General features: G+C 62.2%; 25 protein-coding genes and 3 pseudogenes. 23 read left to right on the top strand and 5 right to left on the bottom strand.

Annotated features, from left to right (window positions below; all coding sequences use genetic code 11):
* Positions 1-3: 3 nt before the first annotated feature.
* The 7 genes and pseudogenes from QOU61_RS29260 (at position 4) to QOU61_RS29290 (ending at position 5,177) form a co-directional block, all read left to right on the top strand.
* Positions 4-639: a response regulator transcription factor gene (locus tag QOU61_RS29260; protein WP_289654685.1), complete on the top strand. Its 636-nt coding sequence runs from the start codon at positions 4-6 to the stop codon at positions 637-639.
* Positions 640-993: 354 nt separating this feature from the next.
* Positions 994-1,806: pseudogene (locus QOU61_RS29265) on the top strand (LysR family transcriptional regulator); the annotation flags it as partial.
* Between the two features lie 64 nt (positions 1,807-1,870).
* A pseudogene (locus QOU61_RS29270) lies at positions 1,871-2,149 on the top strand (NADPH-dependent FMN reductase family protein); the annotation flags it as partial.
* 73 nt (positions 2,150-2,222) lie between these two features.
* Positions 2,223-2,777 (top strand): DUF1003 domain-containing protein, encoded by a 555-nt coding sequence (locus QOU61_RS29275; protein ID WP_289654686.1) that lies wholly within the window; start codon positions 2,223-2,225, stop codon positions 2,775-2,777.
* Positions 2,778-2,916: 139 nt separating this feature from the next.
* Positions 2,917-3,330, top strand: coding sequence for a cupin domain-containing protein (locus tag QOU61_RS29280; RefSeq protein WP_289654687.1), 414 nt, complete (start codon positions 2,917-2,919; stop codon positions 3,328-3,330).
* A 495-nt stretch (positions 3,331-3,825) separates the two neighbouring features.
* Complete coding sequence (locus tag QOU61_RS29285; RefSeq protein WP_289654688.1) at positions 3,826-4,512, top strand: antibiotic biosynthesis monooxygenase family protein; 687 nt, start codon at positions 3,826-3,828, stop codon at positions 4,510-4,512.
* A gap of 167 nt (positions 4,513-4,679) precedes the next feature.
* Positions 4,680-5,177: an OsmC family protein gene (locus QOU61_RS29290; RefSeq protein WP_289654689.1), complete on the top strand. Its 498-nt coding sequence runs from the start codon at positions 4,680-4,682 to the stop codon at positions 5,175-5,177.
* On the opposite strand, the gene QOU61_RS29295 is transcribed toward QOU61_RS29290, so the two are convergent.
* Entirely contained in the window at positions 5,174-5,251 is a 78-nt protein-coding gene (locus QOU61_RS29295) for a hypothetical protein (RefSeq protein ID WP_502876985.1), read from the bottom strand. The two genes, QOU61_RS29290 and QOU61_RS29295, sit on opposite strands and share 4 nt — an antisense overlap.
* Positions 5,252-5,339: 88 nt before the next feature.
* Between QOU61_RS29295 and QOU61_RS29300 the strand changes: the two genes are divergently transcribed.
* The gene (locus tag QOU61_RS29300; protein WP_289654690.1) at positions 5,340-6,095 is read left to right on the top strand and encodes a peroxiredoxin-like family protein; all 756 of its coding nucleotides are present in this window, start codon (positions 5,340-5,342) and stop codon (positions 6,093-6,095) included.
* Here QOU61_RS29300 and QOU61_RS29305 read toward each other — a convergent pair.
* The gene (locus tag QOU61_RS29305) at positions 6,092-7,033 is read right to left on the bottom strand and encodes a LysR family transcriptional regulator (protein ID WP_289654691.1); all 942 of its coding nucleotides are present in this window, start codon (positions 7,031-7,033) and stop codon (positions 6,092-6,094) included. The genes QOU61_RS29300 and QOU61_RS29305 overlap by 4 nt on opposite strands.
* Positions 7,034-7,810: 777 nt before the next feature.
* On the opposite strand from QOU61_RS29305, the gene QOU61_RS37290 reads away from it, so the two are divergent.
* The 15 genes and pseudogenes from QOU61_RS37290 to QOU61_RS29380 all read left to right on the top strand — a co-directional run bounded on the left by QOU61_RS37290 (position 7,811) and on the right by QOU61_RS29380 (position 19,813).
* On the top strand, positions 7,811-8,158 hold the full coding sequence (locus QOU61_RS37290; protein ID WP_354142481.1) for a DUF3551 domain-containing protein: 348 nt from the start codon (positions 7,811-7,813) through the stop codon (positions 8,156-8,158).
* 121 nt (positions 8,159-8,279) lie between these two features.
* On the top strand, positions 8,280-8,897 hold the full coding sequence (locus QOU61_RS29310) for a nitroreductase family protein (RefSeq protein WP_289654692.1): 618 nt from the start codon (positions 8,280-8,282) through the stop codon (positions 8,895-8,897).
* 35 nt (positions 8,898-8,932) lie between these two features.
* A complete protein-coding gene (locus tag QOU61_RS29315; protein ID WP_289654693.1) occupies positions 8,933-9,478 on the top strand; it encodes a carboxymuconolactone decarboxylase family protein in 546 nt (181 codons plus the stop codon).
* Between the two features lie 482 nt (positions 9,479-9,960).
* Positions 9,961-10,893, top strand: a complete 933-nt coding sequence (locus QOU61_RS29320; protein ID WP_289654694.1) for an NADP-dependent oxidoreductase — start codon at positions 9,961-9,963, stop codon at positions 10,891-10,893.
* 180 nt (positions 10,894-11,073) lie between these two features.
* Positions 11,074-11,991 carry an NADP-dependent oxidoreductase gene (locus QOU61_RS29325; protein WP_289654695.1) on the top strand — a complete coding sequence of 306 codons (918 nt, stop codon included), beginning with the start codon at positions 11,074-11,076 and terminating at the stop codon, positions 11,989-11,991.
* 89 nt (positions 11,992-12,080) lie between these two features.
* Positions 12,081-12,293, top strand: a pseudogene (locus tag QOU61_RS29330) ((2Fe-2S)-binding protein); the annotation flags it as partial.
* A 920-nt stretch (positions 12,294-13,213) separates the two neighbouring features.
* Positions 13,214-13,519 (top strand): DUF4242 domain-containing protein, encoded by a 306-nt coding sequence (locus QOU61_RS37295; protein ID WP_354142482.1) that lies wholly within the window; start codon positions 13,214-13,216, stop codon positions 13,517-13,519.
* 591 nt (positions 13,520-14,110) lie between these two features.
* A complete protein-coding gene (locus QOU61_RS29345) occupies positions 14,111-15,211 on the top strand; it encodes a hypothetical protein (RefSeq protein ID WP_289654696.1) in 1,101 nt (366 codons plus the stop codon).
* A 263-nt stretch (positions 15,212-15,474) separates the two neighbouring features.
* Positions 15,475-16,050: a cytochrome P460 family protein gene (locus QOU61_RS29350; RefSeq protein WP_289654697.1), complete on the top strand. Its 576-nt coding sequence runs from the start codon at positions 15,475-15,477 to the stop codon at positions 16,048-16,050.
* Positions 16,051-16,222: 172 nt separating this feature from the next.
* Positions 16,223-16,756 carry a DUF1993 domain-containing protein gene (locus QOU61_RS29355; RefSeq protein WP_289654698.1) on the top strand — a complete coding sequence of 178 codons (534 nt, stop codon included), beginning with the start codon at positions 16,223-16,225 and terminating at the stop codon, positions 16,754-16,756.
* A 167-nt stretch (positions 16,757-16,923) separates the two neighbouring features.
* Positions 16,924-17,436 (top strand): YybH family protein, encoded by a 513-nt coding sequence (locus QOU61_RS29360; protein ID WP_289654699.1) that lies wholly within the window; start codon positions 16,924-16,926, stop codon positions 17,434-17,436.
* A 128-nt stretch (positions 17,437-17,564) separates the two neighbouring features.
* A complete protein-coding gene (locus tag QOU61_RS29365; RefSeq protein WP_289654700.1) occupies positions 17,565-18,080 on the top strand; it encodes an MFS transporter in 516 nt (171 codons plus the stop codon).
* Positions 18,081-18,118: 38 nt separating this feature from the next.
* Entirely contained in the window at positions 18,119-18,538 is a 420-nt protein-coding gene (locus QOU61_RS29370) for a cupin domain-containing protein (protein ID WP_289661834.1), read from the top strand.
* Between the two features lie 51 nt (positions 18,539-18,589).
* Positions 18,590-18,826, top strand: a complete 237-nt coding sequence (locus QOU61_RS29375) for a hypothetical protein (RefSeq protein ID WP_289654701.1) — start codon at positions 18,590-18,592, stop codon at positions 18,824-18,826.
* Positions 18,827-19,411: 585 nt separating this feature from the next.
* On the top strand, positions 19,412-19,813 hold the full coding sequence (locus QOU61_RS29380; protein WP_289654702.1) for an SPW repeat domain-containing protein: 402 nt from the start codon (positions 19,412-19,414) through the stop codon (positions 19,811-19,813).
* A 600-nt stretch (positions 19,814-20,413) separates the two neighbouring features.
* On the opposite strand, the gene QOU61_RS29385 is transcribed toward QOU61_RS29380, so the two are convergent.
* From QOU61_RS29385 to QOU61_RS29395, 3 genes are all read right to left on the bottom strand, one after another.
* Entirely contained in the window at positions 20,414-20,650 is a 237-nt protein-coding gene (locus QOU61_RS29385) for a hypothetical protein (protein ID WP_289654703.1), read from the bottom strand.
* A gap of 77 nt (positions 20,651-20,727) precedes the next feature.
* Positions 20,728-21,441: a GntR family transcriptional regulator gene (locus tag QOU61_RS29390; protein WP_289654704.1), complete on the bottom strand. Its 714-nt coding sequence runs from the start codon at positions 21,439-21,441 to the stop codon at positions 20,728-20,730.
* Positions 21,442-21,586: 145 nt separating this feature from the next.
* A complete protein-coding gene (locus QOU61_RS29395; protein ID WP_289654705.1) occupies positions 21,587-22,351 on the bottom strand; it encodes a TSUP family transporter in 765 nt (254 codons plus the stop codon).
* Between the last annotated feature and the right edge of the window lie 12 nt (positions 22,352-22,363).

The raw sequence follows: 22,363 nt of genomic DNA on the forward strand, positions 1-22,363 counted from the left end.
AGAATGGGTGAGGCAAATCCCAGTGTCACGGTTATCGATGACGATCCCGAGTTTCGCGACTCGGTCGCGCGGCTGTTACGGACAGTCGGCTTACCTGCCCGACAATTTTCGTCTGTTCCCGATTTTCTCAAGGCCGATCCGCCGGACGGTCCCACTTGCCTGGTGCTCGACGTGAGAATGCCGGGGCGAAGCGGTCTTGAGCTTCAGCGCGACCTTGTCGCCGCAAACAGGCAAGTGCCGATCATCTTCATCACAGCGCACGCCGACGTGCCGATGACCGTGCAAGCGATGAAGGGCGGCGCGATAGAGTTCCTTACAAAGCCATTCCGTGATCAGGATCTGCTTGACGCCATCCAGGCCGGCCTCGCTCGCGATCGTGCCCGTCGAGAGAGTGATAGCGCGTTGGCCGCGCTCAAGGAGCGTTTCGACATGCTCAGCTCCCGCGAGCGTGAAGTCATGCTTGGTGTCGTGGCCGGTCGCCTGAACAAACAGATTGCCAACGATATCGGCATCTCCGAATCCACGGTGAAGGTGCATCGCGTGAACCTGATGCGGAAGATGAAGGCACGTTCGGTTCCCGAGCTCAGCCGGATGGCGGACCTTCTCAATATAAGACCACAGCAGCCGCAGAACCCCTGAGCCGGAAAGGCATGTCTCAGCGTTTTCGTGCGATACGAGCAAATTGCGTCTACCGCATTTGCTGCGCCGCTGATCCCATCCCCTTAAGGGCCCATCCGGCTAACGGATTCTGGGCACGAGGATCACGCACTCGCTTCTAAGCGATCGCTTAGTACAGGCAGCCACAAGAGAACCCTACAGTACCTGCCGCGCAATCGACCGTAGCGCCCCAAACCGTCTAAATGCGCCTCACAAAGGCTCTTCTGGGAAAACCGGCTTTCCCCGGGCACGCGAGGTTACAATGCGCAGTTATCGGACGCTTGGCGCATCCGGAACCGGGAGCCTCCGTGTAGCCCGCCACGAGCACGCCGAGCGATGAACGATCGACTCTCAGCACTCAGACTGTTTTCCCGCGCCGCGCGCGTCGGCAACTTCTCCAGCGCTGGCCGCGAGCTCGGCCTGTCGCAACCGTCTGCATCCCGGCTGATCGCCGCGCTTGAGGAGGAGGTCGGCGCGACGCTCTTCAGCCGCACCACGCGAGCGGTGACGCTGACCGAGGCCGGCGCGACGTACCTGATGCGCATAGAGGCGATCCTGGCGGCGCTCGACGAGGCCGATCACGAGGCGCGCGGAACGGGCGAGTTGCGCGGCTCGCTCCGCGTCGGCACGTCGTCAAGTTTCGTGCTCAGGGAAATCATCCCGCGACTTCCCGCGTTTATGAACCAGCACCCGGCGCTGAAGATCGAGCTCGTGGCGAACGACCGCTACCAAGACCTCGTGACCGAGGGCATCGACGTGGCATTCCGGTTCGGCGCCCTGCCCGACTCGAGCGCGATGGCGCGCAAAATCATCCACCTGCCGAGGATACTCATGGCGTCCCCTGACTACCTACGGGAGCGCGGCACGCCCACGGTGCCGTCGGAGCTCGCGCAGCACTCGGTGATCATCGGTCCGGCGCATCCCTCGCCGACTTTTTCGTTCCGCAAGGACGGCCGCGTCGCCTCCGTGCGCGTTGACAGCCAGCTCGCGATCACCATCAACGAAGGAGCCACGGCAAGCGCCGTCGCCGGGTTGGGGATCGCCGCGTCGAGCGAAAACAGCGCGCGGGCAGAGCTCGAGGCCGGCAAGCTCGTGCGGGTGCTGCCTGACTGGGATTTCGGCTCGATGGAAGTGAATGCGCTCTTCGTCAGCGGAAAGACGATAAAGCCGGCCGCACGGGCATTTGCCGACTTCCTTCTCAGGGAGCTCCGTGCTCGGCGGCGCCTTCGCGTCGTCGGCGACGCAGCACAGCCAGGAGACGACACTGTTCACCATCATCACCAACCTGCTCCACTTCGGCATGACGGTGGTCGGACTGAACTACGGGCTCGCCGGCCAGATGCAAGTTAACGAGATCACCGGCGACGTACCTTACGGTGCGACGACGATCGCCGGGCTCGACGCGCAGCTGCAGCCGAGCGAGAACGAGCTTGCCGGCGCCCGGTACCAGAAGCGGGCCATCGCGGAGACCGCGGCGAAACTCCACGGCTGAACGACACGATCAGAATGCGGTAGGGGCGCTGGCCGCGTCGGCCGCGCAATCGAGCGGAACGGGTGCCGGCAGCGTGGAAGAGAAGGTGGAAGACCAGGACGACATGGAACAGGCCGAGCACGACCTGCTCGCCGACCTACGGCGAGCGCGCCGCTCGCTTCGGCTTCAGGGCATGGATCAGCCCCCGGCGGTCGCGCGCCTAACGCTGGGGCAACGGATAGCGGACGCGGTTGCCACCGTCATGGGATCGTGGAGCTTCATCATCGTCCAGAGCGCGATCCTGTTCGTCTGGATAACCGCCAACCTGATCGGCGCGATGAGAGGGTGGGACCCCTACCCGTTCATTCTTCTCAATCTCGCGCTTTCGTTCCAGGCGGCCTACGCTGCGCCGGTCATTATGATGAGCCAGAACCGGCAGCAGGACATCGATCGCAAGGCCGCGGAGAACGACTACCGGATCAACGTGAAGGCGGAGCTCGAGATAGAGTTGCTGCATGAGAAGATCGACCAACTGCGCGAGCGCGAAGTCCTGAAGCTAACGGAGGCCGTCAGGACGCTCACCGAGCTGCTGGAGCAATCGACGTCGGGTGCACGCGAGTCCGATGCGGAAGGCGGACGGCCGTCATAACGCGCGGCTATCGACTTCATGGCGTGACGTCATTTCCCATTCGCCGCGCGGAATTCCATGCTTCACGGTACGTTGTGAGCGGCAACCTTTCGCCGCCACTGCGAAGTCGAACAAAGGTCCAACAATCAGGAGGCTACAAATGTCAGTCCAGCAGCCGGTTCTCACGCCGCCCCACGGCGGCGAGACGGTCACCTCGAGCGGAGGCTCGAGCGTCGAGATGAAAGTGGAGAGCAGCCAGTCCGGAGGCGAATATGGCGCTGTCATGTGGACGGTGCGGGCCGGGGAGGAGCCGCCGCTGCATACCCACTCGCGCGAGGACGAGCTGCTCTACGTGGTACAGGGGAAGCTAATCGCGCGGGTCGGCGATGCCCGTGTCGAGGTGGGGCCGGGCGCCTACGCGGCTCTCCCCCGCGGTGTGCCGCATACGATCGAGGTGGTCGGCGACCAGGCGACCCTGCTGCTCAGCTTCGTGCCGGGTGGGCTGGAGCGCTTCTTGGTCCCACGGAAAGGCGAGCAGCCCGATCCGGCCGCTTTCGGCCTGACGTTCCCCTAGCGGCGGGGTCCGCGGCGCGCGGCGTTCGTGACCGTGCGCCCGCGCGGGCCCGGGCGGCGGCCGCTCGCGACCGCGCCAGATGATTGATTCCACGCGCCGGCCAGGTGCGCCTAACGGCCTCCCAGCTTCGGACCAACCGCGCTTCGCTGCGGCAGTGATGAGCTGCGCCAACGCGCCTTGTCGTCTGCAAGAATCCCGCTCTCGCCGAAGAGCGTACGCGGGGGCCGACAAGATCGGCCGCGCCGTGCCGTCATAACGCGCGGCTATCGACTTCATGGCGTGACGTCATTTCCCATTCGCCGCGCGGGATTCCATGCTTCGACGGTACCGTGCTCGTCCGGCGCACAACAGCTAAACGGGAGCTCTGCAGATGCTGTCCAGGACGATCGGCGTCGACGGCTTGAAGGTCTTCTGCCGCGAAGGGGGCACGCCTGGCCGAGGCACCTCGACATCGAGATCGACTGCGTCGCCGCACTCTAGGAACGGGATACGAACATGTTTTCAGTGATTTTCGAGGTCCTCCCCAATAGAGGGAACTGGGATGACTACTTCGACAACGCCAAGATGCTGCGCACCGAGCTGGAACAGGTCGAGGGCTTCGTCGACAACATTCGCTACAGGAGCCTGACCCGCGAGCGCTGGATCCTTTCGCTTTCGAACTGGCGGGACGAGAAGTCGCTCGTCCGCTGGCGTACCCACAGGCGCCATCACGAGGTCCAGCAGAAGGGCCGCGACGAAATCCTCGCAGACTACCACCTGCGCGTCGGCCAGATCACTGCCGACAGTCAGGTGCCAACGGGGTACGCCCTCACGAAGCAAAGGCTCGACGAGACCGAAGTCGGGGAGGGAACAACGGTCACGCTGATCAACGCTACGCGCCCCGCGGAGTGGAAGCAGACCTACAACCCTTACGATTGCGCCGAGTGGCTCGGCCTGAACCCGTGGGCCGCCGACAGCACGTCCTGGGACATCTTCGACGCCGTATTTACGCCCGGCGACCTGATTCTGATCATATCCTGGAAGGATGCCGCTGCAGCGCAGGCCTACGAGGACGCTTCCGCGCCGAATGACAAGGCAAGAGTCCGGAGAGTACGGATCGTACGCGACTACGGGAAATACGACCGTCGCGAGGCGCCTCAGTACTACGCAGACGCCAAGGGCGGCGATACGCTCCACGCCTGACACCGCTCCACCGGGAAGGCCGGCCTGCTGCGCTAACGCGCTCATCGCCGTCAGAGAGCGTGAGACTGCCGATGCGCGCGGGAAGCTCCCGCGAGGATGCCGCGTAAACTGATCGACTGCCGCGACCCGCTCTGACGGCCGGCCCGTCAAAATGAAAGGAAAGCACGATGACGAATTCGAACGACGATGGCGCTCCCCGCCCACAGGCTGTGGTGGCCGGCGACCTTGACGGCGCTGGCACGCTCAACGGCCGTGCCGGCACATCAGTGTTCTCGATCGGTGGCCCCGACGGCAGGGGCGGCACCGCGGCCGGGGCGAACCCCTACGAGTTGCTGAGCGCTTCGTTCGCCGCCTGCACGGCGATGACGATACGGCTGCATGCGCGAAGGCGGAAAATCCCGCTTTCCCACGTCGAGGTAGCTGTATCGTACCGCCATGGCGGGGATGGCGGCCGCGACTCCTTCGAGCGCTCCATCACGCTCGAAGGAAACCTTGTCGACGACGAGCGCGCCCAACTCTTGCAGGCCGCGAACATGTGTCCCGTCGGGCGGACGCTCGGCCTCAGCGCCGACATCCGCACCAACGACAACGTCAACGTCGGGCGGACGGCAAGCTATGACGACGACGTGAGCGAACTTCCGATCCCGAACATCTACCCCGACTAGTTTGCCGCGAGGTAGTGCACGAGCGCCACGGCGTTGTTGTGCTCGATGTCGTGCGCGCCGAAGAGCAGCGTCACTTTGCCCGCCGATACAAGATCCGTCAGGTGATCGACGCGGCGTGATTGCCGCGCGGCCGCTTAGCGCCTCACTCGCGGGCGATCATTCATGCATGACAAGAATAACTCAAACTCGCGCGGCAAGACTACCGAAGCCGCACTGGATAAGCGATTATGCCAAGGGCACACCAGGCCGCGCGACGAGACGAAAATGTTACTCCAAGACAAACTGGACGCCCTGAAAGCCGAGTGTCTCGCCAAGACCCCGCCGAAAGTGACGCTGGTTCGACAACGTGCGGTGGAAGGGCTTGCCGCATCTGGATTGGCCGAGCGGGCCATGCACGCCGGGGAGCAAGCCCCCGCTTTCCAGCTGCGTGACGGCTACGGCAGGGCGTTCTCGTCGCGCGAGGCGTTGCACCGGGGCCCAATCGTCCTCGTGTTCTACAGGGGCAGATGGTGCCCCTACTGCAACATCGACCTCCGCGCGATCGAGGCCGCCTCGCACGACATACGCAGCCTCGGCGCTTCGCTGGTCGGCGTCTCGCAGCAGACGCCTGACAACAGCCTGGAGATGCAAAGACGCAACGCGCTTTCGTTCGCGAGCCTGGTCGACGCGGGAGGCAAGGTCGCGCACGCTTTCGGCCTGCGCTGGAAGGTCTCCGACGAACTGCGTGCCGTCGAGGAGGGCTGCGGCATGAATCTCGCGACCTTCAACGGCGATCCGAGCTGGACGTTGACCATGCCGGCCCGGTACGTCGTGGCGCCCGGCGGGATGATCGAGTACGCCGACATCAGCGTCGACTACACGCGGCGCGGCGACCCGTCCGAACTGATCCCGGTCCTCGCCCACCTCGCCGCGCACTAACCCGCGGGCGCGCTAGCCACGTCCGGGAGCGTTGCGTCCGACATTCCCCGGTGGGGGGCTTCGACCGACCAGTCACGAAGCCGCGCGACCTTGACGAAAGCGTCGAGCGCCGGCGAGTAGCGGCGCCCCTGCACAGTCAGCAGCCGCACCTTCCGCGAAATCGGATCGCCTTCGAGCGGAATGGTCTTGAGCGTCGGGAGGCGCGGCATGTGCTCGGGCGCGAGTATCACGCCGAAGCCAGCCGCGGCCATGTGCTGCAGGTGCAAGTCGTGACCGCTGCAGTGGCCGAGCTGGAGCGGTTCCTCGGGAAAACACGACCTCTGTATCTTCAGCGCGACGTCGCATCCGGTGCGCTCCAGCAAGACGGTCTCGCGGAGGTCGTCGATGCCGATCGAGGGACGGTTTGCGAGCTGGTGTGTCGACGCGAGAACCGCGACGTAGCGCTCCTCGAACAGCGACCAGTCGTCGATACGGGCGGGCATGTCCTGCACGTCCTTCCCAACCACTGCGGCGTTGATCTCCCCCTCAAGCAAGAGCTCGACGAGCTTCTCCGCTGCGCCCTCGCGCAGCTCGACGCGAAGTCCAGGGACGCACTTTGCGATCTCCGCGATCGGATCGAGGATGAGCGACGCCGAGATGGAGGGGGCGAGGCCGATCTTCAGTGGCGCGACCTCCTTGCGTCGGAACTCCCGGGCTCTGCGACGCACCGTCTCTGCCGAGGCCAGCGTGCGCTCCAGCATCGGAAGGACTTCCTTGCCAAGGTCGGTGAGCTGCGTCAGCTGGCGCTCGCGGTAGATCAACTCGCCGCCGAGCTCCTGCTCGAGCTTCTGCACCCCCTTGGTCAGGGCGGGCTGCGTGACATTGCACTGCTCGGCTGCGCGGGTGAAGTTGAGTGTGGACGCGACCGCGAGGAAGTAGCGAACTTGATGAAGCTCCATAGGCTGTTCTCCAATTAGTTGCTGCTGTCTATGCAGGGCTCGTCTCCGGGACGATGCCATCTCACGCAGGCAGCCTGCGCAGCTGGGTGAAGGGCCCTTTTCCGCACTCCAACCTGATCTGGGATTTTGACGGGTTGGTCGTCGTTGCCTTCAACTGAATACGCTGAACAACTACTCAGTTGCGGCTGACCGAGTAGTGGTTGCAGCCGAATTAGATAAATTCAGCCGCAACATGAATAATCCGGCTGAGTGTCTCAAAGACCGGCGAAACTCTTTGAATTCACGCGAACGCATGCCGACGCGCGTCAACAGAAGGTCCCGGGCCTCGATCGCACAGCCGGTTTCGTGACGGACCGATCACGACGCGCGGGTGTCGGACGGGCAGGTCGTGCTGTCACCGCGCGTGCCGCGTGACCACCGCGGACTGCTCGGTCTGCGTCGCAACGCCTACTCTCAGCGCAAGCGGAGTTACTCCACCCTCCAACGCGGCAGCGATTCGTCGTCGACGCGTTCGAGCCACACAAACTCAAGCTTCTCTCAGGCGCCGGCGGGGATGTCGTCGTAGTCGCGGCGGTTGCGCGGGCAGCATGACGCGTCAAGCCCGCGGCCACAACGACCTCCGGTGTCGAGGCGACCGATCCGCATGGCATCGTTTCGATAGCCGGAGGTGATTGGACGGTCGATCACCCGGCGCCTATCTGCAAGTCCGAAAGCGGGACGGGATGGCCGAGTTTCACGCGACCCCTCGAGGCCGCGAACAAATCCTGGAGAGAGAACATGAAAACGCTTTTGACTTCTGGCGCCGCGGCGATCGCCTGCGCAGCATTTTTTGGCAGTACAGCACCGACCACGGCGGGCCCACACGAGTATTGCCGCCGTGACATCACGGAATACGGCGCTCTGAGCTGCAGCTTGGACACCTTGGCGCAGTGCCAGGCTACGGCGTCGGGACGCGGCGGTGATTGTCTTCGCGATCCGTCTCTCGATGCCGGAGCCAGCGCGTATGCTTACGCGCCGAACGTCCGCGGGACCTACGCCTACGCCGATTGCACGCAAGCATCACCAGAAATAACGCACGCCTGTGAGGCTGGCGTGATGTCCCGATCAAAGCGTCCCGTGGAGTGACAGCGTGAGCAAACGCGCCGACCGCGCGCTCGCAGTCGTCTACTAAGAACCACGCGAAAGCACTCTCGTATCTCAACCCATCCCTTCACCCATAGGAGTCCCCGTGTCCGACGGAATCACCATGACCAACGACGTCATCGATTGCATCCTGAGCCGCAGCGCCACCAAGTACTTCGACCCTGCTGCCACCTTGAGCGACGACCAAATCCGCGAGCTGGTGCGAATCGGCACCACCGCACCGACGTCCTTCCACTTACAGAACTGGCGCTTCATCGCCGTACGCACGCCTGAAGCCAAGGCTCGGTTGCGTCCGATTGCTTGGGATCAGCCCGCGATCACCGAAGCAGCCGTTACCTTCGTCGTCTGCGGCCAGTTGGCCGATTCCAGCGTAGTCCCCGAGCGTCTGGCACCGCTGGTGGAAGCGGGCATCATGCCAGCAAAGATGGTGCCGGAATGGGAAATCCCTGCACGCGATCTGTACATGGATTACCCGCAGCGTCAGCGCGACGAGGCAGTACGCACCGGCACGTTCGGCGCGGCGGCGATGATCTATGCGGCCCGCTCGCTGGGCCTGGGTTCGACGCCGATGATCGGTTTCGATGCCGAAGCGGTGCATCGCGAGTTCGGACTGGCCGAGGACGAAGTGCCAGTCATGCTGTTGTCCGTGGGGCCGGAGCGTCCGGGAAACTGGGCGCAGAAGCCGCGCCGTCCGATCGCCGATGTGCTGGATCTCGTATGAGTATTAGTAAAGCCCGTAACTTGCGGAAGACTACGATGCCAAGAAGTGCAGCTCTAAAGCCGGAACAAGTGCCGGCCGATAGCAAACCTACTCTCGATGCGTTCACCAAGAACATCGGGTTCACCCCAAATATGCTGGCGACCTTCGCGCAGAGCCCGATCGCGTTCAACGCGTGGGCCGCCCTGCTCGGTTCTTTGAGCAAGGCTCTCGACGTGAAGACGCGTGACAGCATCGGCCTCGCTGTCTCCGAAGTGAATGGCTGCGACTATTGCCTGACGGTTCACAGCTTTACGGCCGAGCATATGGCCAAGCTGCCGGCCGATGAAATCATTCTTGCTCGGAAGGGCCATGCCAGCGACCCGAAGCGGGACGCCGCCGTCCAGTTTGCGCGCAAAGTCATCGAGACCCGCGGCAAGGTCAGTGACGCCGATCTGAAAGCCGTTCGCGATGCGGGCTACACGGACGCGAACGTCATGGAGATCGTCGCGCTGGTGGCGATGTACTCCCTGACGAATTTCTTCAATAACGTGTTCGATCCCGAGAAGGACTTTCCCGCGATTACACGGACTGGCTCGATCTGAACTCTATCCGGTCGCATCGACTTTCTCCGAGAGTGCTTGGAGGCGTCGTGTGATGCGGGCGTGACGTCAAAGCCCAGATGCACCCGGGTACGATTCTCGGGAACGCGTCTGGGCTTTTCGGATGTACCAGCAAGGCGAAGATCGTTTAGCACCACTTCAGGATTCCACGATTATCTCCGCGGCCGAGCATGCAAAACCATTTGCATCTTCCGAGGATCGAATGGCGAAATCAAAGAGAGGCTCCCTTCGTGGAAAGTTTTTCCAAGCCAAGGGTGACGAGCGGTCGATCATCATTATGACGGCCGGCCCTTTGGCCTGAAAAGCAGATGTTTGTTCCGCACCGTTGATTTTTGCACGCGGAGTCGGTGGCATCGATTCCATAGCCGAAGGTCATTGGACCATCGATTTTCGCCGATCTATTTTCGCTCATCTGCAAATGAACTCTGAGAAACGACGACATCCCACACATCGGGAGGTAGATGATGAAGGCGATCGTGGTAACGGACCAGGCTGCGGGAACGGCCGGGATGAAGCTGGAGGAACGGCCCGAGCCGCAGGCAGCGATAAACGACGTCGTCGTTCAGGTTCATGCGTCGGGATTCACCCGGGATGAGCTATCATGGCCCTCGACCTGGACCGATCGTCTCGGTCGTGACCGGACGCCGGTGATTCCCGGGCAAGAGCTGGCTGGAGTGGTCACCGCCCTCGGCTATGGCACGACGGGGCTGTTGGTGGGACAGCGGGTGTTCGGCCTTACGGACTCGTATCGCGGCGGCACCCTGGGGGAGTATGTGGCCGTTGAGGCCCGCAACCTCGCGCCGCTGCCGGGCGACGTGGACTTCACGGTGGGTGCGAGCGTGGCGATGCCGGGCCTGACCGCGTGGCAGGGACTGTTCGAGCACGGCCACCTTCACGCGGGGCAGAGCGTCCTCGCGCACGGCGCGGCCGGCGCAGTCGGTTCGATGGTAACCCAGCTCGCACGTGAGGCCGGCGCCTACGTCATCGGTACCGGGCGCGCAGCCCACCGTCCGAAGGTGCTCGACTTCGGCGCGCAGGAGTTCGTCGACCTTGAGAACGACGCCCTGGAAGACGTCGGCGGAGTCGATCTGGTGTTCGATGTCTTCGGCGGCGACATCGCGAAGCGGTCCGCAGCCGTGATCCGGGCCGGAGGAACGCTGGTGACGATCGCCGGGCCGACCGAAGCACGGCCCGGCGACGGCCTGACGATCGACTTCGTTGTCGTATCCGATCGCGCCCAACTGAGTGAGATCATCCGGCGGGTGCGTGACGGACGGCTGCGGACGAATATTGGCAAAGTTTCGACTCTCGACGATGCCGTCGCCGCCTTCAATCCGACCGAGCGGATCAAGGCCAAGCGGATCACGGGGAAGACGATCATCCGCGTTCGTCCGTAGGGATACGCGCCCATCGATGCACGCGGCCGGCGCTGTCCGGATCGGCCGGCTGCGTCCTACCAGCCCCGTCGAGGGCAACCTGGGAAACCATCCCATGGCCCTTGGCATTAGATGTCGAACGGGTTTCTTACCGCTGGAACATATCCAGCAAAGAGGCAAAAGACCGAGGAGAAAATTGTCATGAAGGCAATCGTTGTGACGGACCAGGCTGCGGGAACGGCCGGGATGGCGCTGGTGCAGCGGCCCGAGCCGCAGGCGGCGATAAACGACGTCATCGTTCAGGTTCACGCGTCGAGATTCGTCCCGACTGAGCTGGCGTGGCCCTCGACCTGGACCGATCGCCGCGACCGTGACCGAACACCGTCGATCCCTGGGCACGAACTGGCCGGAGTGGTCACTGCCCTCGGCTATGGCACGACGGGGCTGTCGGTGGGACAGCGGGTTTTCGGCCTCGCGGACTGGTATCGCGACGGCACCCTGGCGCAGTATGTGGCCATGGAGGCACGCAACCTCGCGCCGCTGCCGGGCGACGTCGACTTCACGGTGGGCGCGAGCCTGCCGATCTCGGGCCTGACCGCATGGCAAGGGCTGTTCCAGCACGGCCGCCTTCAGGCGGGGCAGAGCGTCCTCGCGCACGGCGCAGCCGGCGCAGTCGGGGCGATGGTGACGCAACTCGCACGAGAGGCCGGCGCCTACGTTATCGGCACCGGGCGCGCCGCCGACCGTCAGAAGGCGCTCGACTTCGGCGCGAAGGAGTTCGTCGATCTTGACAACGACGCCCTGGAAGATGTCGGCGAAGTCGATCTGGTATTCGACGTCATCGGCCGTGACATCCAGAAGCGGTCAGCAGGCCTGATTCGAGCTGGAGGAACACTGGTGAGCGTCGTCGGGCCGGCCGAGGCGCGGCCCGCCGACGGCTTGGCGGTCGACTTCGTTGTCGAGTCCGATCGCGCCCAACTGAGTGAGATCGTCCAGCGGGTACGCGACGGAAGACTGCAGACGAACATCGGCGACGTCTCGACCCTCGACAACGCCGTCGCCGCCTTGAACCCGACCGAGCGACGCAAGGGACAGACGGTCATCCGCGTTCGTCCGTGAGCGACACGCGCCTATCGATGCACCCAGCCGGCGCTGCAGTCCAAGTCGGCTGGCGGCGTCCTATATCAGTCTCAGCCACCGAGAGGCGCCTGGCTTTCACGTTAAAGATCGACGGCACACCCTATGAGGTCGATGTCGACGGCGACACCCGCTGCTGTGGGTGCTACGCGACGTGCTCGGCATGACCGGGACCAAGTTCGGCTGCGGCTAGACGCTGTGCCTGCACCGTGCATGTCGGCGGCGCGGCGACGCGGTCCTGCATCACCAAGGCCGACAGCATCTGCGAGAGCGCGATCACCACGAGCGTGCGCCTCGCAGCGCGCACGGGTGACGGTCCGGAGCCCATGGGGCCTTACCCCGTCCTCACTGCAATGATCAATCGATTGTCTGTTTCTGGCCCGTCATTTCGGTGCCGCGCAATCAGTGGGTCCCTTTTGTGCGAAAGCAGACATCGAGCGGCTCACGGAACCCGCAGCAACGGTCGAAATTGACCCGAAGGCGACATGGTCCGTTACCAGCAGGCTATCAAGGCGCGCACCCAAGAGTCCATTTCGAGTCCTGGATTTCTCCGTTAAGATACTCACTCCCGGTGTCTGAGGTTGATCATGACCCGGCGCGATTGCATCACGCGGCGGGGTGGCCGCTCAGCAGCCTCGCGCAGCAGCCACACAAGGCGCCGAGAATTGCCTTTCTCACGAGGGCCTCGCCTCCTGGTCGCAATACACACATGCATTCATACGAGGGCTTGCCGATCTGGGCCGCGTCGAAGGTCACAACATTGCCATTGAGTGGCGATGGGGCCGTGGCTCAACGGAACAGTTCCCCCGGTACGCGGCCGAAGTCGCGGGTTTGAACGTGGATGTCATCGTGGCCGGGAACAGTCCAGCGGGCTTGGCCGCCAAGAACGACCAAGACAATTCCCATTGTCATTTCGACGATGGAGGACTCGGTGCAACAAGGATTCGCCACGAGCCTCGCTCACCCCGGAGGCAGCATCACGGGGCTCAACCTCCAGACGCCGGCTTGCCGCGCACAGGCCTGCCTTTCGTATCAAAATTGCCTGTAACGTAGTGGCCGCTTGTTCCTTTCCGGGCACGCGAACCAAGCAAAGCTTCCGGATCTTCGCGGCCAATTGAGATGCGCGTCAGTGTCAATGGGACTATAGTGCGCTTGGGGCACGAGTGGCGCAAACGTGCGCCCTCACGAGCAAGAGGAGACGATGATGCCAAAGTTCGTGATCGAGCGTGAGTTCGCCGGTGCCGGCAAGTGGCCAAAGCAGGAGCTGCAAGCGATCTCACAGAAGGCCTGTGGTGTCCTGCAGCACATGGGGCCGGAGATCCAGTGGCTTCAGAGTTTCGTCACCGACGACAAAATCTATTGCGTCTATATCGCGCGAGACGAAGCGGCGGTGCGCGCGCATGCACAACTGGGCGGCTTTCCGGCTGACAGCATCGCGCGCGTGCGCGCGATGATCGACCCGACGACAGCCGAGGGCGATACGGTGCTCGAGGAAACGGATAATCCATGAGTGGGCCATGGCACCGAAGAAGCCCCGGATATCCGCGTCAAGCACCCAGCCTGGAGGACAAAATCGTCCGACAGTCAGTCGCGACAGTTCTCACCGCGTGAAGCTATCGCATGTCGAAAGTTTCGGTACAAGCGATGGTTTGGAGAGTGACCTTCCAACGCCGGCAAGGGAAAATCGCCCCTCGCCATAGAGTCGATAGACGATTGTTATTGCCGCTTGCGCGCGGCGTGATGCCGTAGCGAGGAATGCCACGAGCCACATCGCACCTCGAAACCGACGTTAATAATTCTGCAGAGAAGTCTAAGCCGCGTTCAGTCGCCGTATCGGCAATCATTGCCGTCGCAGTTTGCACAACTGGTGCCGCGAGTTTCGGCCGTGAGCCCCGAGAGAAGCTCGTACATGGTGCACGAGAACGGCAAGCAGCGCGCAGGGCACTGCGGGTCGTTCATGATCCGCATGAATAACTCAAATACATTTTCACGATCTAGCGCCTTTTGGACAAATTGGTCATTTTGCGCGCCAACGCACTCGAAGATCACTCAGAAGATGACCAGCCTCTGCGGAAGCTTCGGCTGAAGGTACCCTCGCCCGTTGCTCAAACCTGTCTTGGAAGTCGTCTCGTACACCGGTTTCATTGTTGTGGCTTATAGGTTTATGATGGAAGCATTCACTCGCCACGAGAATCGCAGAACGTTTCTTGAGAAGCGCTTTGATTTGGCTTTGGTTCCCGCAGCGGCGGCGATTTGTTATCCATTTCTGCTCAATGCTTTTCATGCCATCGTCGGCACGCAGGCCGTAAGGCGGCCACCGCTCGCCATCGCCGAAGCGACCTTCATCCTGTTCGTTGCGTTCGGCGTTCCGTTTCTTGGGATCGCTCTGGCTTGTCGTCCCACGTCCAATCCCGGTTCAAGACGCCTAGCCTATGCCAGCGTGGTGTCGCCAACGCTCTATGTCTTGCTCGGCGTTGTCCAGACCATGATCAAAAGCCCTATTCCCGACGAGGTCGTCTGGTGCGCGATTTGGCTCGCAATCGCGATCTGGTCGCAGTCTGCCCGAGATCCGGTCGCTGCGGCTGTCCCTGCGGTCGGGGGTTGGCGGGTTGTCCACGGGGTAACGGCCGCGGTCCTGAGCTTATTTGTGGTGTTTCATCTCATCAATCATCTGTTCGGCTTAATAGGGCCCGATGCACACGCGGCCGTTATGAAGATCGGACGCGTGGTTTACCGGTCTGCCTTAGGTGAACCGCTCTTGGTGGCGACCATGCTTTTCCAGATCGGCACCGGCCTCTTTCTGGCATGGCGCTGGAGCGCCGCAGCGCATGACTTTCAGCGGACCTATCAGGTCGCTTCGGGAGCTTATCTGTCAGCGTACATTCTCGGCCACATGAATTCCGTCTTCGTCTACGCGCGAAGTTTCCTCGGCATACCGACGGATTGGAATTTCGCGACCGGAGCCCCGACTGGGCTCATTCGCGACGCATGGAATATCCGTCTGCTGCCTCACTACGCGCTCGGCGCCTTCTTCGTCCTGAGCCACCTTGCCTCAGGGCTGAGAGTGGTGCTGATCGCACACGGTGTCGATCAACGTAATGCTGATCGCCTTTGGGGTGTCTGCGTCGCGATGAGCGCCATTGTCGCGGCCGCGATCATCGCGGGAATGACCGGCGTCAGGGTCGGCGCATTGGCTTCGTGATTTGCGAACGTGATTATCGCGGTCGCATACGCCGTTCTGTATGGCGCACTCCTCGACGGCTGATCGAAGACGGACGGGCCGCCGAGGCGTACAGCGCTTTTGGACGACGATACCCCGTGACTATCGAATGCATGTCCAAAGGGAATTTCTAATTTCGTCCGCTTCATCCGATCCTGAGGTCGATTGGGCTGTCCGAACACGCGGCCGCCTCGACAGGGATTGAAGCCATTGCGCCGTTCCGCGCGAGCAGCAAAGGAGACCCCATGAAATTATCGAGGACCGTCGGCCTGGCTGTCGCCGTCTCGCTGGTCGCCGGCACCGTGGCGGCGCTCGCGCAGGTCAGCGGAGCGGCTCCGGCCGACCCGACCGCAAACGTGGTGGACGCCGCCGGGCACCTGCGCGTGCCGGCAGACTACCGAGCCCTCTACCAAGCGCTCGGGAGTTGGGCGATTGCAGCCGATAGCGGCGAAGGCTCGAAGGAAATGCACGCCGTCTACGCATCCCCGGGGGCGATCGACGCCTATCGGAAGACGGGGCACTTCCCGGACGGCGCCGTTCTGGTGAAAGAGGTCTTCGCGACATCGACGAACGAGATGACCACCGGCACAGTGAGCCACGCCGACAAGCTCAAGGGCTGGTTCGTCATGGTGAGAGACAGCAAGGGAACGCACCCCGGCAACCCGTTGTGGGGCGACGGGTGGGGATGGTCGTGGTTCGACGCGGACAGGCCGCTCAAGACCACCTCGACCGACTACCATTCCGATTGCCAGGGATGCCACATGCCCGCCAAGGCCACCGATTGGATTTATGTGAACGGATATCCCGTTCTGCGTCACTAGGCGGCCGCATGCGCAGCGCTCTCCTCTTGCTGCTGTTTCGCGGAGGCCACTGTCCTGCAAGCTGATGTGGCAAGGCGTGAGATAGAAGGAATTATTGTGACTATTCGTTTCGATTATCGACCTGTCGGGTCCGACCGACGTTCAGACTACAAACGAGCGCATGGAGGTCAGCGTGTCCTTCGCGGTCTATGACATCACAGTCCCTGTCATGGTGCATGGACTGAACGTAATGGACGACTATCTCGACCACGCCCAAGCACTCGAACGGACCAAGGCGTTTGAGCCTGGGAGGATTCTTGGCGAGCGGCTCGCGCCCGACATGCTCACTTTCGGAGAACAGTTCTCCGTAGGCTGCAACAAGGTCGAGGCGCACATGGCGAAGTTGATGCAGCACGATCCGCCATCACCCAGTAACACCCCGATGATGTATCCGGCGTTGAAGGGGCGGCTCCTTGAGACTCGCGGTTTCCTGCAAAACGTGCAGCCGGACGAGATTTCCGGCGCCCAGTCCCACACATATGAGCTGACGCCGCCTATCGTGCGCGGGTGGTTCGGCGGCGAAGACTACATCCGGCACCTGGTGCTGCCCGACTTCTTCTTCCACATCTCGATTGCGCACGCGATCCTCCGGCACCTCGGAGCGAAGATCGGGAAGCGTGCCTACCTCGGCAACCTCACTCAGCAAAGCGGCGGTGACTACTCGTGAGTAGGCGGGCACGGTGCGCGGCACGAGTCCAGCGAAATCACTCCTCACCATAGAGTCGATAGACGATCGCTATTGCCACTCGCAGCGCGGCGTGACGCAGTAACTCGCCTTGATTTACAAATGGATTGAGGACTCGCACCGCGCCATTCCCCGTCGCCATGAAAACTATGCGCATCGGCTATTGGAAAAGTTCGTCCGGCGTTGCGATTAATAACTGCAACAGCATGCGTATCGTCGCCGAATCGCAGTTCGACCAACACGAACATGAGACCCTGATGTCCGAGTCCTATTCACTCCCTACTGAACCCGAAGGCATTGTCGCGTCGCTGGTTGAGCGATTTAACTCCGGCAAGGTCAGCGCGATGATGGGCTTGTATGCTCCGGAAGCCGTGTTCATCGCGAAAGACGGGCGAACCATCACTGATCACACCGAGATCGCCGCTGAACTCGAGCGCGATCTCAGCCTCGGCCTGCCGCTGGAGGCCAAGGCGCGCCACGTATTCGTCGGCGACGATATCGCCCAGATTGTGCTGGATTGGTCAATTGATGGCACAGGTCCCGACGGCAAGCACGTGCACCTTGGAGGCTCGGCAAGCGATATCGTGCGCCGCGGCGCGGATGGATGCTGGCGGTACCTGATCGACAATAGTCTTGGGACGGCGGTTCGACAGCCCGCCTGACATATGTGCGCCACGGCAGCTCTCAGCGATGGAGCCAACCTTCAGCCTGGCGTCGACGATCACCGCCACTTGGTGAAACTACCCGGTCGGAGATTTGGAGCTGTGCGGCTCGAATTCTGCGGGAGACCATGGATGCACGGCTCAATACGGTCGTTTCGCCGCTCGCAGGCATGCTCTGCCGCCGGTTCGGCCGGCGCTTGCCATTGTTCGCCGGCGGCACCGTCGTCACCTTGGGATGCACCATGGCACTCCGTGTCGGTCCGAACGCGACCTATTGGGCGGACATCTTCCCCAGCATCCTGTTGCTGGCGCTGGGCATGAGCCTGGCGATCGCGCCGTTGACGACCCTCGTCCTCACCTCCGTTGAGTCCAATCGCGCCGGAACCGCGTCTGGCGTCAACAGCGCGGTCTCGCGCGCCGGGTCGCTCTTCGCCATCGCCTTGCTCGGCGGCGTCCTGCAACAGGGTGGTCCTCAGCTGTTCGCAGGATTCCACATGGCGATGGCTGTCGCCGCGGTCGCGTGCGTTCTCAGCACGCTCGCGGTGTTCATTATCGAGCCGGGGCCCCACGTCGACTTCATCCCGCGAGACCGACCGTTCGGTGTCCGTCATCAGAAGGCCGGCAACGCCGGGAGGAAACAATGAAGGACGAAGACCAGCCTAAAGGCAGAAGGAGAAAGCCTATGAATATCCGAACCATCATCGCCGCCACCTGCGCCGCCCGTGCCTACTCGATGGCCGGCTCTACATACGCCCATGATAGCGAAGCGCAAACCGTCACGAAGAACTTCGAGGCGGCCATTCCCAACATCCCTGGCAAGTCACTGATCGCCGTGGAAGTCGATTACGCGCCCGGCGTGGCCTCCGCGCCCCACACCCACGCGAAGTCGGCTTTCATCTACGCCTATGTGATTTCGGGCGCGATCGAGTCGAAGGTGAATGACGGCGAGATGCGCATCTATCGGGCGGGTGAGAGCTGGTCCGAAACGCCGGGTGCGATCCATTCGATCAGCCGCAACGCGAGCAAGACCGAGCCGGCAAAGCTGCTCGCTGTCTTCGTCCTCGACACTAATGATAACCCTCTGACCACGCCCGTCAAATAAACCTTCAGACGCATTGAGATGAACGTAGCGCCAGATCGGAAAGGTGCCGCCATGAAATTTGCCCTCTTTCGCATCGGAGGCGATTCCATCGTCGAATGTCCCACGATGGACGAGGTCTGGACTTACGTCCGAGCCAACGGCCTGTGCTCCGAAGAGATAACCCACGAAGATATGCCGCCGCGCAGGATCCTGAATCCGGAATATGCGATCCACACGTTCGATCCGGACGGCGAGCTCGTCGCGATGTCCCGGACGAGACTTAGCTACGTCAATACGAGCGAGTGGTAGGCATTTATGGCGCGCTACCTTGTTCAGGTTCCACTGGATAGCCTGTCCGAAGATCGCAAGACGGCGTTGCGAACTCCAGACGCGGGCGCCAGAGTAGAATGAAAACGATAACGATCCGGCATTTCTAGCGGCGCAGACGGGAATACCGTCCTTAACACCTCATCGATCCAGACACCGTCGTGTCATGCGGCTGAAGTTCACTCCGCCCTTGGACTGGCGGTCGACGCTCACGTACCTTTCGCCGCGCGCCATTCCTGGAGTCGCGGAGCGACGTCGTCTTCGATTACGACCAGCGCACAGGCGCGGAGGACCTAGTTCCGGTGCTTCAGAGCCTGAGCGGCTCCGCGTCGACGCCACACGACCCGCTTCCCATGGCGCCCGGCGACTCGAATGGAAACCATAACAACCGGGCATTTCCAATAGTTGGCGTGCCGGCATAGCCTTTCTGTGCATCTAACCGGGTTGACCTGTGACGGTTGTCCGGAGTGCTTGCCAGCATAGAGCGGCATGATCGTCCTCTTTGGGTGGCTGGGCTCTCCGCGTCGCAAGGACCCGCTCGAGCAACCAAACACGTAGGAGTCACTCATGTCGTTCCGATTCATCACCAAATCTATCCACGCCTACCTGATCGATTATCCCATCGCGATCGTCCTGATCGCAGCGCCGTTCGTGCTGAAGCTCGGCCAGAGCGGACCGGTCGCAATGTGGCTTTCGGTTGTTGTCGGTGTCGCCGCGCTGCTCTTGGCTGCCCTGACCGACCATCCCACCGGTCTCGTCCGCATCATCCCCTACTGGCTGCACCTTTGGGTCGATCGCGCCGTCGGGATGGTGTTTGTCATCGCACCGTTTGCCTTCAAATTCGTTGGGTTGGACGCCTGGTACTATTGGGTCCTCGCTGCCGGTGTCCTGCTCACGACGTCAGTCTTTAACGCGCCTGAGGAGCCAGTCGCGACGCGTTTGGGATTGGACACGCGCGCAGCGGGTTAGACATGCCGGCCCCACGCACAGCGCACCAAACCTCTCGCGGAATTTGATCGGCATACGACTTCGGTGCGTACCACTAATACCAGGGCCGCGCATACGAGCCGACAGGAGGCGTCGCGCGGCCCTCTGTATTAATGGAAAGCGAAAATCGAGCATGGCCACACGAATGCATCAGATGAACCATTCGATTTATAACGTCAATCGCACCACGCATCTGAAGATCGTCGTGATCACTCTGGCCTTAGCGATCGCAGTAGCGAACCTTGCGATCGATCTTCTCAAAAATCGATATCGTGGCCGTGATCAAGGCAGGCAAACAGATCACGCTATGAGCGGCTCAATTCACTCCCCAATCGGAGGCGCACCATGCGACGTGATAGATATGTTAGGCCACGCGCGAAGGTCTTAACCGGGCACCCCTTCGAGCCAGTGATGTGACCGATCGGGATCCTGTTAAGTGGCGCAATCACCGCTCTGCTTCGGCTCCATCTAAAGAACGTTTTCATGGGTGTTGCCTATGGCAACGCCGCCTGCTCTGGCTTCGCGCGCCGTGTGTCGATCGCGCGACTGAGCAGCGCTGTGGTTCCGTGCCCCGAGCAGGCTCTACTTGATCAGGTAGCAGCCGCCTTCGTTCATCGGCCTGAACGCATGATCGGCATCCACATCGCCGACCGGCTTGTAGTAGTCCCAAGCGGCCTTGCTCTCCTCGGGCGATTTCACCTGGTACAAGGTGATCGGATAAAGTACGCGCCCGTTCGGACGGATCGAGCCGGCATGTCCGAAATAATCGACCGGAATCTTTCGCATCTCCGCAGCCACCGCATCGGCTGGGACGGACATGCAGTCTTGGGCCAACATGCAAAAGGCGCTCGGTCTATATCCAGCGCAGAGCTGTCGATTTGAGTGCAACCAACGCGTCAACTAGAGACGCGACGCCGGCGCGACGCTACGATCTGCTTTGGTTTAGCCCCAGCGTCACGTTTGACATCGGCACGAATTACCGCGGCAAGATCCTTAATGTGATTTCTGGCCTCCCGTTCGGCCAGATCGGGATCGCGCTTGCGCAGCGCTTTCAGGATCTTCTCGTGATCGTTGCAGGAGCGAGGAAGGTGGGTCGGAATGGAATCGCGTTGGCTCCTCATGATCCGAATTTGCGAGAAAACGGATCGCAGCAGGCGCTCCAGAGTGCGGTTTTGCGTGGCGCGCAGGATCACCTCATGGAATTCGAGGGCGCTTGTGTAGTAGCCGTCGTTGTCTCCGTTGGCGAGCGCCGCGCGCTGCTGATCGATGCTCTGTTGCAGCAGCGACAGTTGGAGGTCGGTCACGTTCGTTGCAGCGAGCCGAGCAGCCATGCCCTCCAGGGCTTCGCGGGACATATAGATGTCGAGCACCCGTTCGGGGTCGTAGCTGACGAGATAAACTCCCCGCCGCGGTACGACTTCCAGGATTCTTTCGGCTTCCAGCCGATAGATCGCGGCCCATAACGGCGTCCTGCTGATGCCGAGCTGCGCGCACAGTTCATCGACATTGATCTTGTCGCCGGGACCGTAGGCATCGCCCTGCAGCAGCATGTCGCGAACGACGGCATACGCGTCTTCGCTCAAATTAGACCGCCTCAGCGTCTTCGCCATTCCGGCCTCCGCGCTTGCCCCCAAAATCGACCATTATCGCGCTATTCCGTGCATCACAAGCCACGGATGCGCATTTTCGGCAACAAGCTGAAGGGGTCGTGGAAGAAGATGGCGCCGGTTGATGACCCGGCGAGCAGAAAGATGGTCAGAACAGCGCCACGACAGGGTATTGCTGGACCAGGAGCCTGAGTGCCAGAACAATCGAGATGGTGACCAACACGCGGCGGATCAGGGGAGCTCCCCATCGTAGCGCAAGGCCAGCGCCGATCTGCGCGCCGATGATTCCGCCCAATGCCATGGCGAGGGCGGCCGGCCACGCAATCAGGCCGCCCGGCAGAAAGATGAGCGCGGCGACAACACTGCCTGCGGTGTTGAGGATCTTGGTGTCGGCGGTCGCGCTGCGAAGGTCGCGGCCAAGCAGGAGAACGAAAGCGGCAGCGTACATCGAACCGGTGCCCGGCCCGAAGAACCCGTCGTAGAAGCCGATCGGGAGAACCGCGAGCGCCGCAAAGGCCGCGCCGCCGAGCACGGGCGGCCGCTTTGCGCTCACGTGATTGCGCGAGAAAAGAAAAAAGCACGCCACGCCGATGAGCAGAAACGGCGCGACCCGCGATACCAGCGACGGATCCGCTACCCGCAGACAATAAGCGCCGGCGCAGGCGCCGGCGACGCTTGCGACGAGCCGGCCCGCAAGGCCTGTGGTGTCCGCTTCGCCCGACCTGACATACCGATAGGCCGAGGAAGCCACGCTCGCCAGGGCCTGTATCTTATTGGTCGCGAGCGCCTGGGCCGGAGGCATTCCCGTCAGAAGCAGCGCCGGCAGCGTGATCAGTCCACCGCCCCCGGCGATGGCATCGACGATGCCGGCACAGAGTGCGACGGCGAATAGCACCAGCAGCTCGAGATACATGCAATCCCGCTC

The organism is Bradyrhizobium sp. NP1 (assembly GCF_030378205.1).
GTDB lineage: Bacteria > Pseudomonadota > Alphaproteobacteria > Rhizobiales > Xanthobacteraceae > Bradyrhizobium.